Source organism: Saccharicrinis sp. GN24d3, assembly GCF_052400645.1.
Taxonomy (GTDB): Bacteria; Bacteroidota; Bacteroidia; order Bacteroidales; family Marinilabiliaceae; genus Saccharicrinis.
The window spans coordinates 467,326-481,328 of record NZ_JBQTGI010000001.1 but is presented as its reverse complement, the minus strand read 5'-3'; the positions used below and the strand labels follow the sequence as shown (position 1 = coordinate 481,328).

General features: G+C 39.4%; 14 protein-coding genes. All 14 read right to left on the bottom strand.

Annotation, left to right across the window (positions count from 1 at the left end; translation table 11 throughout):
* Positions 1-2: 2 nt before the first annotated feature.
* Entirely contained in the window at positions 3-1,649 is a 1,647-nt protein-coding gene (locus ACT29I_RS01535; protein WP_430933164.1) for an ABC-F family ATP-binding cassette domain-containing protein, read from the bottom strand.
* A gap of 69 nt (positions 1,650-1,718) precedes the next feature.
* The gene (truA, locus tag ACT29I_RS01530) at positions 1,719-2,477 is read right to left on the bottom strand and encodes a tRNA pseudouridine(38-40) synthase TruA (RefSeq protein ID WP_430933163.1); all 759 of its coding nucleotides are present in this window, start codon (positions 2,475-2,477) and stop codon (positions 1,719-1,721) included.
* Positions 2,478-2,546: 69 nt separating this feature from the next.
* Positions 2,547-3,851, bottom strand: a complete 1,305-nt coding sequence (gene rimO, locus ACT29I_RS01525) for a 30S ribosomal protein S12 methylthiotransferase RimO (protein ID WP_430933162.1) — start codon at positions 3,849-3,851, stop codon at positions 2,547-2,549.
* 123 nt (positions 3,852-3,974) lie between these two features.
* Positions 3,975-4,925, bottom strand: coding sequence for a signal recognition particle-docking protein FtsY (gene ftsY, locus ACT29I_RS01520; RefSeq protein WP_430933161.1), 951 nt, complete (start codon positions 4,923-4,925; stop codon positions 3,975-3,977).
* A gap of 392 nt (positions 4,926-5,317) precedes the next feature.
* Positions 5,318-5,470, bottom strand: coding sequence for a DUF4295 domain-containing protein (locus tag ACT29I_RS01515; RefSeq protein WP_430933159.1), 153 nt, complete (start codon positions 5,468-5,470; stop codon positions 5,318-5,320).
* A gap of 11 nt (positions 5,471-5,481) precedes the next feature.
* On the bottom strand, positions 5,482-5,670 hold the full coding sequence (rpmG, locus tag ACT29I_RS01510) for a 50S ribosomal protein L33 (protein ID WP_430933158.1): 189 nt from the start codon (positions 5,668-5,670) through the stop codon (positions 5,482-5,484).
* 13 nt (positions 5,671-5,683) lie between these two features.
* A complete protein-coding gene (gene rpmB, locus ACT29I_RS01505; RefSeq protein ID WP_430933157.1) occupies positions 5,684-5,926 on the bottom strand; it encodes a 50S ribosomal protein L28 in 243 nt (80 codons plus the stop codon).
* A 142-nt stretch (positions 5,927-6,068) separates the two neighbouring features.
* Positions 6,069-7,316: a competence/damage-inducible protein A gene (locus tag ACT29I_RS01500; RefSeq protein WP_430933156.1), complete on the bottom strand. Its 1,248-nt coding sequence runs from the start codon at positions 7,314-7,316 to the stop codon at positions 6,069-6,071.
* Between the two features lie 44 nt (positions 7,317-7,360).
* The gene (locus ACT29I_RS01495; RefSeq protein WP_430933155.1) at positions 7,361-8,596 is read right to left on the bottom strand and encodes a M48 family metallopeptidase; all 1,236 of its coding nucleotides are present in this window, start codon (positions 8,594-8,596) and stop codon (positions 7,361-7,363) included.
* Between the two features lie 123 nt (positions 8,597-8,719).
* Positions 8,720-9,343, bottom strand: a complete 624-nt coding sequence (locus tag ACT29I_RS01490; protein WP_430933154.1) for an energy transducer TonB — start codon at positions 9,341-9,343, stop codon at positions 8,720-8,722.
* 102 nt (positions 9,344-9,445) lie between these two features.
* Positions 9,446-9,745 carry a hypothetical protein gene (locus ACT29I_RS01485; protein WP_430933153.1) on the bottom strand — a complete coding sequence of 100 codons (300 nt, stop codon included), beginning with the start codon at positions 9,743-9,745 and terminating at the stop codon, positions 9,446-9,448.
* 158 nt (positions 9,746-9,903) lie between these two features.
* Positions 9,904-10,680, bottom strand: coding sequence for an amidohydrolase (locus ACT29I_RS01480; protein WP_430933152.1), 777 nt, complete (start codon positions 10,678-10,680; stop codon positions 9,904-9,906).
* A 40-nt stretch (positions 10,681-10,720) separates the two neighbouring features.
* Positions 10,721-11,608, bottom strand: a complete 888-nt coding sequence (locus tag ACT29I_RS01475) for a DUF4249 family protein (protein WP_430933151.1) — start codon at positions 11,606-11,608, stop codon at positions 10,721-10,723.
* A gap of 2 nt (positions 11,609-11,610) precedes the next feature.
* Positions 11,611-13,941 carry a TonB-dependent receptor gene (locus tag ACT29I_RS01470; protein ID WP_430933150.1) on the bottom strand — a complete coding sequence of 777 codons (2,331 nt, stop codon included), beginning with the start codon at positions 13,939-13,941 and terminating at the stop codon, positions 11,611-11,613.
* Positions 13,942-14,003: the final 62 nt, after the last annotated feature.

Below are 14,003 nucleotides of genomic sequence, written 5' to 3'. Positions count from 1 at the left end.
TGCTATATGGCAACCTTCTTCTTTTCCAGCTCTGTAAGATGCGCCATCTTTTTCATACTTAAAAAGCTCTGTATATCTCCTAAATGCGCCTTTACACGTTTGTTTCCGAATTCATATACCTTATCCACTAACCCATCCAGAAAATCGCGGTCGTGAGACACAAGGATTAAAGTTCCGTCAAAGGCTTTTAGCGCATCCTTCAATACATCTTTGGTTTTCATATCCAAATGATTGGTAGGCTCATCCAGTATTAACAGGTTTACTGGCTCCAACAATAACTTAATCATAGCCAACCTGGTTCTTTCGCCCCCAGAAAGCACCTTTACCTTTTTTGTGGAATTATCTCCGCCAAACATAAAAGCCCCCAATACATCTTTTATTTTATTACGAATATCTCCCCTGGCAACATCATCAATAGTCTGAAACACTGTTAAGTCTTCTTCTAATAACGAAGCCTGGTTTTGCGCAAAGTAACCAATCATGGTATTGTGCCCCAAATTAAGCTCACCATCAAAATCTATTTCGTTCATGATAGCTTTAACCAAGGTTGACTTCCCTTCCCCATTTCTTCCTACAAAGGCAATCTTCTCACCTCGCTCCACCGTTAATGAGGCATCTGAAAAGACAAGATGCTCATCGTAATATTTTGCTACATCCTGGGCTATTACCGGATAATTTCCCGAACGTGGAGCTGTCGGAAATTTTAGGCGTAATGAAGAACGGTCTTCCTCATCCACTTCAACCCTTTCCAATTTTTCAAGCATCTTAACCCGACTCTGAACCTGTAAGGTCTTTGAGTAGGTACCTTTAAAACGTTCGATAAAAGCCTCATTATCGGCTATCATTTTTTGTTGCTCTTCAAATGCCTTCACCTGTTGTACTCTGCGCTCTTGGCGAAGAATTAAATATTTGGAGTAATTAACTTTGTAATCATAAATACGTCCCATCGTAACCTCAATGGTTCGTGTGGTAATATTATCCACAAATGCCCTATCGTGGGAAATTACAATAACAGCTTTGCCGCAATTAATCAAAAATTCCTCCAACCACTGAATCGATTCAATATCCAGATGATTTGTTGGCTCATCCAATAATATCAGATCAGGTTTTTTAAGCAGTATCTTGGCCAATTCGATACGCATACGCCATCCTCCGCTAAATTCGCTGGTCGGTTTGCCAAAGTCCCCACGCAAGAATCCCAGTCCCAACAAAACCTTTTCAACCTCTGCGTCGAAATTGGTTTCCTCAATGGAATAAAACTTGTCGCTAAGGGCAGAAACCTTTTCAATCAACTCATAATAGCTTTCCGACTCATAATCAGTACGTGTCTCTAACTGCTTATTAAGCTCAGCTATTTCTTTCTCCATGGCAAGTATGTCGGCAAAAGCCTGTGAGGCCTCTTCAAACACACTTCGGTTATCTTCAGTCATTAAATGCTGAGGCAGATAAGCGACTACTTTATCCTTTGGCACCGAAACCCGACCTTTATTGGCATCACGCACCCCTGCCAGGATCTTCAACAAAGTAGATTTACCGGCTCCGTTCTTACCCATAAGGGCAATACGGTCTTTTTCGTTTATAACAAAGGATATATTTTTGAAAAGGGTGGTAGCACCAAACTCTACCGTTAAAGCATCAACTGAAATCATCTTATCTTATTTTAGCGCCGCAAAGATAAAATAGATTGTTAGATTATAGCTAAGAGACATTAGACTTATTTACATCTTGGAAGAAAACAGCTCCTCAGGATAACTAACACCTACCAAATAAAGCGCATGTGCAGGCGCCGATGTGCCGGCCACTCCCCTATCCTTGGCCTCTATAACTTCTTTAAATTCATTTAAGGTCATTTTCCCTCTACCTACTTCCAACAAGGTTCCTACAATAGCACGCACCATATTCCTAAGAAAGCGATCGGCACTAATGGTAAAAACCCACCGATTATTCTTGAATTCCCAAACCGCTCTGGTGATTTTACAATTGTTTGTTTTTACGTCGGTATGTAGTTTGCTGAAACTGGTAAAATCAGTATAATTAAATAGTGATTGAGCCGCTTTATTCATTTGTTCAAAATCCAATGGCACATGCGATTGATAGGCATATTCTTGCAGAAACGGGCTCTTTTTATCTACCATATAATATTCGTAAGTACGACTACTAGCGGAAAATCTACTATGGGTTTCTCCATCCACCTTAGATAAAGAATAAACAGCGATATCTTTTGGCAAGAAACGATTCAGCTTATGACAGAACTGTTCTCCGTCAATTTCCTCCTTTACACAATCAAAATGAGCAACAAAATAGGAAGCATGAACACCTGTATCGGTGCGGCCGCAGCCTACAATATTGATTTCTTCCCGTAGCATTTTACCTATGCAATCACTCAAAACTTCTTGTACAGAGATGGCATTGGGCTGAATTTGCCAGCCATGGTAATTTTTTCCGTTATAGGCGAGTTCTAAGAAATACCTAGTCATTAGTATTCAGTATGCAGTTTTTAGTATATAAATATATCATTAATGTATACACAAACGATGGAGAACTGCCTACTGTTGACTACCTACTGGCTCCCCAAACAAATCATAAGCTTCCGCATCAGTTATCTTCACCTGGTGGAACTTACCAACTTCCATTTCATTTTCATCAATTGGTATTAATACTTCAGGATCTACCTCCGGTGAATCAAATTCGGTACGGCCTACATAATAATCATCTTCTTTGCGGTCGATAATTATCTTCATTTCCTTTCCAACTTTTTCCTGATTGATTTCCCAGCTGATCTGCTCCTGAATTTCCATGATGGCATCAGCTCTCTCCTGCTTCAATTCTTGCGGGATATCATCTTTATAGTTGCGGTAGGCATGGGTGTCTTCTTCATGCGAATAAGGGAATACCCCCAATCGTTCAAAACGTGCTTCCTTCACAAACGCCAACATCTCTTTAAAATCCTGCTCGGTTTCACCCGGATGACCGGTTATCATGGTTGTTCTGAGATGAATTCCGGGAACATCCTTTCGCATGCGTTCAATAAGTTTGTATGTTTCGGCTTTGGATACATTCCGACGCATTGTTTTAAGCATTGGGTCACTAATGTGCTGCAAGGCAATATCCAAGTAATTACAAACATTAGGATGCTCATTCATAACCTTAAGCACATTATATGGGAATCCGGCAGGATAGGCATAGTGCAACCTCACCCAATCAATCCCTTTGACATCAGCAATTTTATGAACCAACTCCCCCAAGCGCATCTGCTTGTATATATCCAAACCATAAAACGACAGGTCTTGTGCGATCACCTGAAGCTCTTTCACCCCCTGATCAGCCAATCGCTCGGCTTCCTCTATCAACTGCTCTATGGGTTTAGACTTATGCTTACCTGTAATTAAAGGGATGGCACAATACGAACAGGAACGATTACACCCTTCCGATATTTTAAAATAGGCATAATGACCCGGTGTGGTCAAGCTGCGCTCATTAATTAAATCGGCACGATAGTTTTGCCCCAGGTCTTCCACAATCTGTTTCCAATCGAATTTACCATATATGGCATCCACCTCGGGTAGTTCCTCTTTCAATTGCTTAGAATATCTTTCGGAAAGGCATCCCATTACAAACAGCTTTTTTATCTCACCCCTTTTTTTGGCCTCGGCAAAATTCAGGATGGTCTCTATGGATTCCTCCTTGGCGTCGCCAATAAAACCGCAGGTATTGATGATAGCAATATCCCCTTTCGGCGATTCCGAATCATGGGCAACCGAGAAACCACCTGCTTCAAACTGTTTGATCAGCGACTCTGAATCCACTAAATTTTTTGAACACCCCAACGTAACTACATCAATCTTCTTCATTTTTCAGACTATTAGATAAGCGATAAGAGACCATAGACCTTTTAAATTAGCCTAATATCATCGTACCACAAAAAAGGCTACCTCATAAACAGGTAGCCCAATATTTTGTTCTATTTTAAACTATTAGTTAAACAGAGAATCCACAAACTCGGTTCTATTAAAAATCTGCAGATCATCAATTCCCTCGCCTATTCCAATATACTTGACCGGGATTTGGAACTGATCCGATACCCCAATCACAACACCACCTTTAGCCGTTCCGTCCAATTTAGTAATCACAAGGGCGTTCACTTCGGTAGCCTTGGTAAATTCCTTGGCTTGCTCAAAAGCATTTTGTCCGGTAGATCCGTCCAATACCAGGATTATCTCGTTTGGCGTATCCGGCACCACCTTTTGCATCACTTTTTTCACCTTGGTCAACTCGTTCATCAGGTTCACCTTGTTATGCAATCTTCCGGCAGTGTCAATAATCACCACATCAGCCCCCTGCGTTTTTGCGGAGGTTAATGTATCGAATGCAACAGAAGCGGGATCGGACCCCATGTTCTGACGAACCAATGGAACATCCACCCTATCGGCCCACACCTGAAGCTGGTCAATAGCTGCCGCCCTGAAAGTGTCGGCAGCTCCCAACACCACCTTTTTGCCGGCAGCTTTAAACTTATGGGCAAGTTTACCGATGGTAGTTGTTTTTCCAACACCGTTCACACCCACCACCATAATCACGTAGGGATCTTCACTTTTAGGCAGTTCAAAATCGCCTTCCCCGTCCATTTGATTTTCAGACAGAAGGTCAACGATTTCTTCTTTAAGAATTCTATTTAGTTCGGAAGTACTCAAAAACTTATCCTTGGCGACCCGCTCCTCAATGCGCTCAATAATTTTAAGCGTTGTATCCACACCTACATCGGATGTAATCAGCACCTCTTCCAGCTCATCCAGTACTACGTCGTCAACTTTTGAACGTCCTGCGACAGCACGCGTAAGCTTTTTAAAAACACTCTCTTTGGTTTTTGCCAAACCTTTATCGAGGCTTTCTTTTTTCTCTTTTGTAAAACTTCCGAATAATCCCATATTCTGTAAAAATAGACTGTTAACAATTTTGTCTACTATGCTCTTTCCAACGCAATAAATCCCATACGTATAAACATGCTAAATATATAAAAATAACTATTTAAAATATAATTTAGTTATCGAATACCGCAATCTATACAAACTATCTTACATTGTAATAATTGGAACATATACTACCTATAAAATTAGTTTCTGAAGATGTTTGATAAGAAAGCGCAAAGAACAAGGCTTGGATCTTTTGAAAATCAAGGAATTTACTTTTGTAAGTAACGGTTTTCAAAAGAGGCGTAACCTAGTTAGATGTGTTTTCTTGCAAACATATTATAATACAAAAAGCTTCCTTTAAAAATAAAGGAAGCTCTTAAATAAAAATGTCTTCTGCCTGGGCAAAATTATTTTTTGAAAAATTCTTTTACTTCTTCGTTGGTTACTATCTCTTCTCTAAAAGAGTAAGCACCAGTTTTAGGCGACTTTACCATTTTAATCACTTTTGTGTGACCTTTACCGCCTCCTTTTTGTAATGTTGCTACTGATTTCTTAGCCATGATACAAAGATTTATTTAATTTCTCTATGTACGGTATAACGCTTCAAAATAGGGTTATACTTTTTCAATTCCATTCTATCCGGAGTGTTCTTTCTGTTTTTAACAGTGATATAACGGCTTGTTCCTGCCATTCCACTCTCTTTATGCTCTGTACATTCAAGGATAACTTGAATGCGGTTTCCTTTTGCTTTTTTAGCCATTTCTTAACCCCCCTTAAAATTTAGTTATAAAACCTTTTTCTTTTGCGGATTTCAAAGCAGCATATAAACCAACCTTGTTGATCATTCTAAGCCCGGAAGCCGAAACCCTCAGGTCTACCCAACGCTCCTCTTCCACAAGGAAGAATCGTTTCTTAAATAGATTTACATCAAATCTTCTTTTGGTTCTCCTCTTGGAGTGGGAAACATTGTTCCCTACTAAGAACCTTTTTCCAGTTATCTGACAAACTCTTGACATCTTTACACCGTTTTTTCGGATACATTTTTCAAACAGGGTGCAAAATAACTGTTTTTTAATGTAAATTACAAATATACAGCAAGAAAAAGTACATTTTTTTTCACCACTTCACTTTATACGAATAGCCAATCGCTACAAGCTTTTAGCTTAAATCCTCTTCCACCATCTTTTTTAGCATCACTAAGGCCATTTCTGTTGCGCGGACTATATTGCGTTCGCGTATTTTCCCGAAGTTAAACTTTTCGCTTAGTACTCTTTTAGGCCCAGCTACCGCAATCCAAATGGTTCCAACAGGCTTTTCATCGGTACCTCCATCCGGGCCGGCAATACCCGAAGTTGCTACAGCATAATCCGTTCCCAAATTATACCTTGCCCCAATGGCCATTTGCTCCACTACATCTTTGCTTACAGCACCCAAAGCAATTAATGATTCTTCTTTCACAGCAAGCAATCCCATTTTCACCTCATTGTGATATGCCACAACACTGCCCTTAAAATAACCGGAACTTCCCGGACGCAGAGTAATTTGATGTGCGATATTTCCGCCCGTACAGCTTTCGGCCGCCGATAGGGTTAACTTATGCTTGTCAAAAACAGCGGCAACCATCTCAACTGTAGATACATCTTCATACCCCAATATAGCATCTCCTAGAATGGGTTTTAACTGCTCAATCAGCTTATCTATTCCTGTCTCAATTTCCTTTTTATTGATGCCCCTGCCCGTAAACCTAAGTCTTATCCTTCCCGGAGAAGGCAAATAGGCCAGCTTTATAAAGCTCGGAATTCCATCCTCGAACCCTTCCAGCATCTCTGCCAATACCGCCTCCGGGATATTGTGAATAATTACTGTTTTATGAACTATTGCACCTGTTCTAAACCGGGAAGACAAACGGGGAATAATTTCCTTTTCCACTATATGTTTCATCTCAGAGGGTACCCCGGGCATGGAAACAAAAACGGTACCCTCATGATCAAACCACATAATTGGGGCCGTTCCCATTGGATTTCTGATCACATCGCAATTCGCCGGCACCAAGGCTTGCTGACGGTTAAATTCATTTATATTCGCGACCCTTCCTTTTAAAAAAGATTTTACATCCTCAAACACTTGCTCATCAAATACTAGTTCAGTATTGAAATATGTACAGAGGGTAGTTTTGGTGATATCGTCCCTGGTTGGCCCCAGACCACCGGTTATCAATACCACATCCGCTCTTTGGGACGTCTCGTACAGAATATTTAAAATATCTTCCTCCTTATCGCTAATCGAGTTTATACGGGTCACTTCAAATCCTGCTTCGTTTAATTGCTTGCCCATCCAGGCTGAATTGGTATCCACCACCTGACCGATGAGAAGTTCATCACCTATTGTTACTATTTCTACTTTCATGGATTTAGATATAAGAATGGAATGCGCAAATCTATCTCTTGACACTAATTATATTTTCTTAATGCTTTAACCCTTGCCAGTAACGGAGGATGCGAATAATGGAAAAACACGAACCAAGGATGTGGCGTAAGGTTGCTCAAAGCATTTACCGATATTGTTTTTAATGCTTTGATTAAGGATTCCGAATTATGATATGTAGCGGCAAAGGCATCAGCTTCGTATTCGTTTTTTCTGGAGATTAAGGTCGAGAACAAACCTGAAATACCGGAAATAGGGCTATAAAGAATACCAAATGCGATTAAACCGATATGAAAAGCTGGCTCTTGCACTCCCAATGCAGCTGAAAGCTCAGGCGAATACACAAATAAAGAAAAGATATATAACATGATTCCTGTCTGTGCAATACCGCTAATCATCCCCCACAAAGTATGTTTCTTTTTGTAATGACCTATTTCGTGCGCCAATACGCCAACTATCTCATCCACCTTCAGATCATTCACCAGGGTATCGTATAAAACGATTCGTTTCCTGGATCCCAACCCACTGAAAAAAGCATTGGCTTTGGTACTACGCTTGGAACCATCCATAATATAAATGTTATCGAGCTTAAAGCCTACCTTTTTACAGAATTCCTGAATGCCAGTTTTTAATTCGCCATCCTCGAGCGGGGTCTGCTTATTGAATAACGGCAGCAAAAAAGAAGTGTAAAACATGGTTATAAACAGCATAAAAACCGTCATTAAACCCCAGGCGTATAACCAAAACCATTCACCCGCTATTTGAACAAACCACATTATCAATGCCAAAATACCTCCACCTAAAACAGCCCCAATCGCGAGCGATTTGAATAAATCAAAAACAAATGTCCTCGGCGAAGTTTTATTGAATTCGAATCGCTCCTCAATTACAAATGTGCTGTATATTGAAAACGGAATATTTAAAATCGTTGAGCCTAGCCCTAATACCCCCAAAAAGATAATGGCCCTGAGTATTTCATGATCCGTAAATGTTAACACCCAACTATCCAACCAAGCAAAGCCTTCAAAAAATAACATGGCCAAAACCAAAAGCATCCCGTAAATCCCTGTTATCCAACCAAACTTATGGTTAACCTTTGAATATTGTTGCTGCTTGGCATATTTATCCGCATCATAAATGCCTTCCAACTCCGGAGGTATCTTATCGCTCCACCTGGTCGTGTTGAGGTATAACAAAAACCTGTCCCAGGCAAACCCCAGAACTATAAGTATTACAATGACGTAAAAAATGGTTGTATGCATATATCAATTCAATTATTGGTGAGATGATGTACTCAGCATTCTAAAAAACTGCACAAAGATAAAAGAAAAGGGAACTTATTCGTTGAATAAATTCCCTTAAAATATTGTGCGTTGTATATAGACCTAATGCATCTGATACTCCCTGGGTGTTCCTCTTTTGGTTTCAACCACAAGTACGCCATTTTTAGCGTCTTCGCCGTATAAGGCGATAGCTCTTTCCCCTTTTATAACCCTGATTGACTTCACATTGTAATACTCAACACTTGTAATTCCCAGCACCTTCTTATTGTCAAGCACAAACAAAGGTGGTTTATCATTGGCGTAAAATGGTTTTAGCTGCCTAGCCAAATTCCTGCTTTTATCCGACAAATAAAAATTAATGGGCATGGTCACTTTGCTGGCCACTGAAGTACGTCCTATTTTTGCAGGTTTCCACTTGTCCATTGCGTTTACCAACCTCAAAGCTTCTTTATCGGCGCTTTCGCTTAAACCTTTCTCAATCTTTGCGTTACTTACAATCCCTTTGCTGGTAACCACAAACGACACCAACACTTTACCTTCCAACTCTTTTGCCAAAGCATCAACCGGATATTCTAATTTTTTGTCAAAATATTTTTGAATATTCCCTCCGTATTTGCCATAAACAGGAACTTTATCTACAGATTCGTATACTTTTTCAACCGATTGTGTAAATCCAGCCATGGTAAAAATCATTACCATACTAAAAATAAATACAAAGCTCTTCATAACCTTTAGTTTTGGTTTTTACAGTAACACAAACAACAAATATTATGCCCTGTACCTTTTTATCAGAAAAAAACTACTACAATGTTATTACGATATAACTTCCTACCTGGAACTATCTCTTAGTTTATCAATTTGGGAAATTACATTTCTGATGTCGTTCATGGCATCTTGTCTGTTTTTTTTAGATTTCTCCAAAGAACGTTTAGGTGGCTCCCCCGAATCCGCTTTCACCCCCTTATCTTCCTGATGTTTTTTAGATCTAATCTCGAAATCAGCTGCAGGATAGATCCTTGGCTCCTCGGAACCCACAAGCTCTTCGTAATGCACAAAACTGAATTTATCCAATAATTCCTTGAAGAACTTAACCTCCCTGTCTTCTACCTTAACCTTAAAATTTTTCATAATCTACAGCGTTAATCCAACAAATCTTACCTTATCAAAATAATTGCAGACTTAGTCAATAAACATAAAATATTACTTTACATAAAACCTGAATAGCTGCAAAATCATTCTTTTAAATTTAACTATAAAAATGTTAAGATGCAAGTTAAAGATAACAGTCAATCCGTAAGCAATTCAAAATCATCAGCATCAGAATGACTTGGAAATTTTTCTCTAAACGAAGTAAGTGAAACAATATCTATATTACTGTACGCTATCCGATTATTCCGCTGCGCCATATTGAGCTGTCCTAAACCTTTAAAATCTATCATTTGTGATTCTCCAGAATATTGTATTCCTCCTCCTTCCCCCACCCGGTTCACAGCACATACATAACACTGGTTTTCTATGGCCCTTGCTTTAATTAAAGTGTTCCAAACATGTTGTCTGACAGCAGGCCAGTTAGCCATGTAAATGGCCAAATCGTAATCGTTCCTGTTTCTGCTCCATACAGGGAAACGCAAATCATAACATATTTGAGGAAGAATACGCAATCCTTTGTAATGAATTACCGTTCGCTGTCGGCCTTGTGTATAATTTACATGTTCATTGCCCGGGCTAAACAAATGTCTTTTATCGTAACAACTAATTTGTTGTTCTGGCGTTACAAACAATGCCCTATTGAATACCTTACCATTTTCACGTATTGCCTGCGTTCCTATACAAGCTGCTCTGGTATTTTTGGCCATCAGTTTAAGCCAATCAACAACCTTACCGTCCATCTCCTGAGCAATACGCTTTGTATCCATGGAAAAACCCGTTGCAAACATCTCCGGCAAAACAATCAAATCTACGTCATCTTCAATCTCTTGAAGCAACTGTGATAAGAAATTCAGGTTGGCATTTGCCTCTTCCCAGACAATATTATATTGAATTAGTGCTATTTTAAACGACATAGTAAATTTATAATCCTATTTCACATTAGTGAGGTGTTTATCAATCAATCCAAATAATTTCATCCTTGGAAATTACGAAATATTTTGTTGCCAGTCCAGTCCACCTTCCAATCCCTCCCGTAATGTTGGTTTGGGTTTCCTTGTTTACAAAAGCGAATGGATTTCCACTATTGATCCTATCCAAATAAATATCGTTTAACACATTAAACGAAGATTCATCAACACAGGAAAACTTAAGAAAGACAGTATCTAATCTCGAAAACTCATATGGGGGAATGTTTCTTACCATATCAATATTATAAATATTCAAGGGATCAGGCTGAGTGCTGCGATATACCCTCACCAAACCTTTGCTACCATTAAATTCGGTATCACGAACCAAAGGAAATGATGCCTGGTGAAAAATGGAATCCACACTATTGATCTTTATTTCTGAGTAATAGTAGTTTGTCAAAGAAGCATCATCATCCACCTCAACATCAATATTCATGGTTGTATCCGATATCTCTACCGGAAGTACATCTGTAACATTTGGCAACAGAGGAATAGTTGTGACACTTTCAATGACCTTGCCCCCCACCTCAATTTTTAAATGATACGTTTCACCTACCTCACCGCGCATGCGGGTTGTCTTATACACGAAAGGTGGAAAAAACTCATCCTTACGAAACAGTGTTAGTACTTCTGAGTCGCCTTGACTATTGGACACTGTTAATTTTGCATAATTTACAAAGGTAGCGCGGATAGACGCGGAGTCGTATTCCGTTAAAAACGGAGAGCTTTGGGTTAAAAATATATTAGCAAAATCCCCTGACGCAATCCATCCATCAACCACAATTTTAGGCGCATAATAAGGTTGTTCCACCTCAATATCCCTGGAGCAGCCGAATAAGGCAACAAACGCCGATATAATTAGAATTCTTCCCATAATTAAAACTTATATCTCCAACTTACCGAAGGCATTATCGGAAATAACGAAACCTGACGTGCTTTGATGCTAAGTTCGTATGTTCCCTCTCCATCATCGATATGATAATAAATAAAATATGGATTACTTCTGTTGAGTACATTAATCAATGAAAAATTTAATATGGACTCATGAAACCATTTTGATTTTAACCTGTAGTTCAGCGATAAATCCAAACGATGATATACGGGCATACGATAGTTATTTACACCTTCGTAGTCGTTACTTATATCGCCCATCATCCAATACCTTCCCTTGGGCAAAGTGGCTTTATTACCTGTTGCAAACACAAATGCCGTACCCAGTTCCCACCTTGAATTTAATAGGCAACTTCCCAAAAAGTTTAAATCGTGCCTCCTGTCGTATTTCGCTTCGTGCCAGGCTCCTTGGTTAATCTGGTCAAACTTTTGTCGTGTCCATCCAAGTGTATACGAGATGTTTGCATTGTATTTGGCAGCCGTTTTTTTCACAGTAAACTCGGTCCCCAACGATTTTGCACTTCCGCTGTAAAAATTATCCTCAAAATCATCTACTTCCTTATCCTCCACATTTACTTTTAGCATTAACGAATTATCCGATAGCTTGCCATATGCTTCTACGCCAAACTCAATTCCCATACCTTTCATTTCTCTGAAATAGCCCAAGGTAAACTGATGCCCTGTTTCTGCCGGCGCCTTTTTTGTGGCCGGCATCCAAATATCAGAAGGTAATGGAATAGATGCGATTGAGGCAAGATGAATGTTTTGTGAAATAAAACCGTAAGAGCTTTTTAACGATGCCACCTTAGACAAATCGTAGTTAGCCATAGCCACTATATTCGAAAGAATATCGCTAGTACTGTTCTTTTCTGAAAGAACCTCTTCCGATCTTTCCTGAGTTTTATCCAATAACTTGTAATACTCGAATGCCGCACCCAAATAAACCTCCCATCTATCCGAAAAAGTATACCTATCCGAGACAGGCAACTTTACTGACAGATGTTTATATGAATTATAGGCTGTGCCGGAATTTGTATTTAAAGAAATATCAATATCCTGAGGAGAAATGTCTTTACGAGTTACATGAGCTCCCCACCTAATTACATGATTACCCGTCTGCAACAGGAATTCATTTTTAAATTGATATTGTTTATAATCGGTCTCAAATTTTAGGTTTTGGTCGATAAAATCAACCGCCAAAGAAGATTTATAGCCAGCATAAGAAATAACGTTCTTCATGGATAAATGGGCATTCATCATATATTTCCAGGAAAACGCCGCACCTTCGTTACCCCATTCATTATCCAACGCCACTGCCCTATCTGAATTATTAAATTGAAACACATCTCTACCTTTATACCAGGACAAAGCGAGTGCTGATGCGCCGTTCTGGTATCGGATCTTTCCGTTTAAATCGTAAAAATTAAACGTATTGTTTACAAAGTAGTTGTCTTCATCATTGATAAAAGGTTTTGCCAACGCTTGCAGGGCTTCTAAATAACTACGCCGGAAACCCAGGCTGAAGTACCACTTTTGGTTTTTGGACATACCCTGATAACTAAGGTTAGAGGATATATTGCCCCAATTTCCCGACCAATTGTAGGCAGCATCCTTTCTGTCGTTTGTATTCACAATTATGGACGAAGCTAACCGGGATGCCTGATGAACCGGGGCATTTCCTTTATAAAATTCAACCTTGTCAACTAACAAGGGGTTAAATACCGAGTAAATACCCATCAGGTGAGATGGATTCATTAGCTCAATCTCGTCGAAAACAATATAGTTGTGACCGGGAGAACCTCCCCTCACATAAATTCCTGAATTACCCTCGTTTACTGACTGTATCCCAGGCATTAATTGTAATGTTCGCACCAAATCCGGGGCTCCCAATACGGAAGGGGTTAATAATATATCTTGCTGCTTAAGCTCTATTTTACCCGGCACCGGGGACTTGACCAGGGACTTCCCGCTCCCACTAACAGTAACTTCTTCTGTCAGATATTTTTTTGTCCTTAATTTAACCTCTAATTGATTTGCACCGGACGGTTTTACCCTCAGAACCAAAGGTTCAAAAGCAGTATGGAAGAATTTTATTTGAACAGAATCATCACTGCGAAAACATAGTTCAAACAGCCCATTCCCGTTACTCACAGTCCCTATGCTCAAATCTGAAGTAGCCACATGTACGAAAGCTATCGGTTCTCCATTTTCATTATCCAGTATCCTTCCTAAGATACACCAATCCCCGTTTTGTGACTTTCCAAAAACACAAATAGATAAATAAATAAAGCACACAGCAATTCTATTCCAATTCATCCGGTTATAATAAGTCTTTCCATTAATCTATGGCTAAAACAATTACAATAGTAGTAAAAATG

Excerpts from the sequence above, each read along its gene's own strand:
- ACT29I_RS01535 (WP_430933164.1), bottom strand. The coding sequence starts at position 1,649 with ATGATTTCAGTTGATGCTTTAACGGTAGAGTTTGGTGCTACCACCCTT.
- truA (WP_430933163.1), bottom strand. The coding sequence starts at position 2,477 with ATGACTAGGTATTTCTTAGAACTCGCCTATAACGGAAAAAATTACCAT.
- rimO (WP_430933162.1), bottom strand. The coding sequence starts at position 3,851 with ATGAAGAAGATTGATGTAGTTACGTTGGGGTGTTCAAAAAATTTAGTG.
- ftsY (WP_430933161.1), bottom strand. The coding sequence starts at position 4,925 with ATGGGATTATTCGGAAGTTTTACAAAAGAGAAAAAAGAAAGCCTCGAT.
- ACT29I_RS01515 (WP_430933159.1), bottom strand. The coding sequence starts at position 5,470 with ATGGCTAAGAAATCAGTAGCAACATTACAAAAAGGAGGCGGTAAAGGT.
- rpmG (WP_430933158.1), bottom strand. The coding sequence starts at position 5,670 with ATGGCTAAAAAAGCAAAAGGAAACCGCATTCAAGTTATCCTTGAATGT.
- rpmB (WP_430933157.1), bottom strand. The coding sequence starts at position 5,926 with ATGTCAAGAGTTTGTCAGATAACTGGAAAAAGGTTCTTAGTAGGGAAC.
- ACT29I_RS01500 (WP_430933156.1), bottom strand. The coding sequence starts at position 7,316 with ATGAAAGTAGAAATAGTAACAATAGGTGATGAACTTCTCATCGGTCAG.
- ACT29I_RS01495 (WP_430933155.1), bottom strand. The coding sequence starts at position 8,596 with ATGCATACAACCATTTTTTACGTCATTGTAATACTTATAGTTCTGGGG.
- ACT29I_RS01490 (WP_430933154.1), bottom strand. The coding sequence starts at position 9,343 with ATGAAGAGCTTTGTATTTATTTTTAGTATGGTAATGATTTTTACCATG.
- ACT29I_RS01485 (WP_430933153.1), bottom strand. The coding sequence starts at position 9,745 with ATGAAAAATTTTAAGGTTAAGGTAGAAGACAGGGAGGTTAAGTTCTTC.
- ACT29I_RS01480 (WP_430933152.1), bottom strand. The coding sequence starts at position 10,680 with ATGTCGTTTAAAATAGCACTAATTCAATATAATATTGTCTGGGAAGAG.
- ACT29I_RS01475 (WP_430933151.1), bottom strand. The coding sequence starts at position 11,608 with ATGGGAAGAATTCTAATTATATCGGCGTTTGTTGCCTTATTCGGCTGC.
- ACT29I_RS01470 (WP_430933150.1), bottom strand. The coding sequence starts at position 13,941 with ATGAATTGGAATAGAATTGCTGTGTGCTTTATTTATTTATCTATTTGT.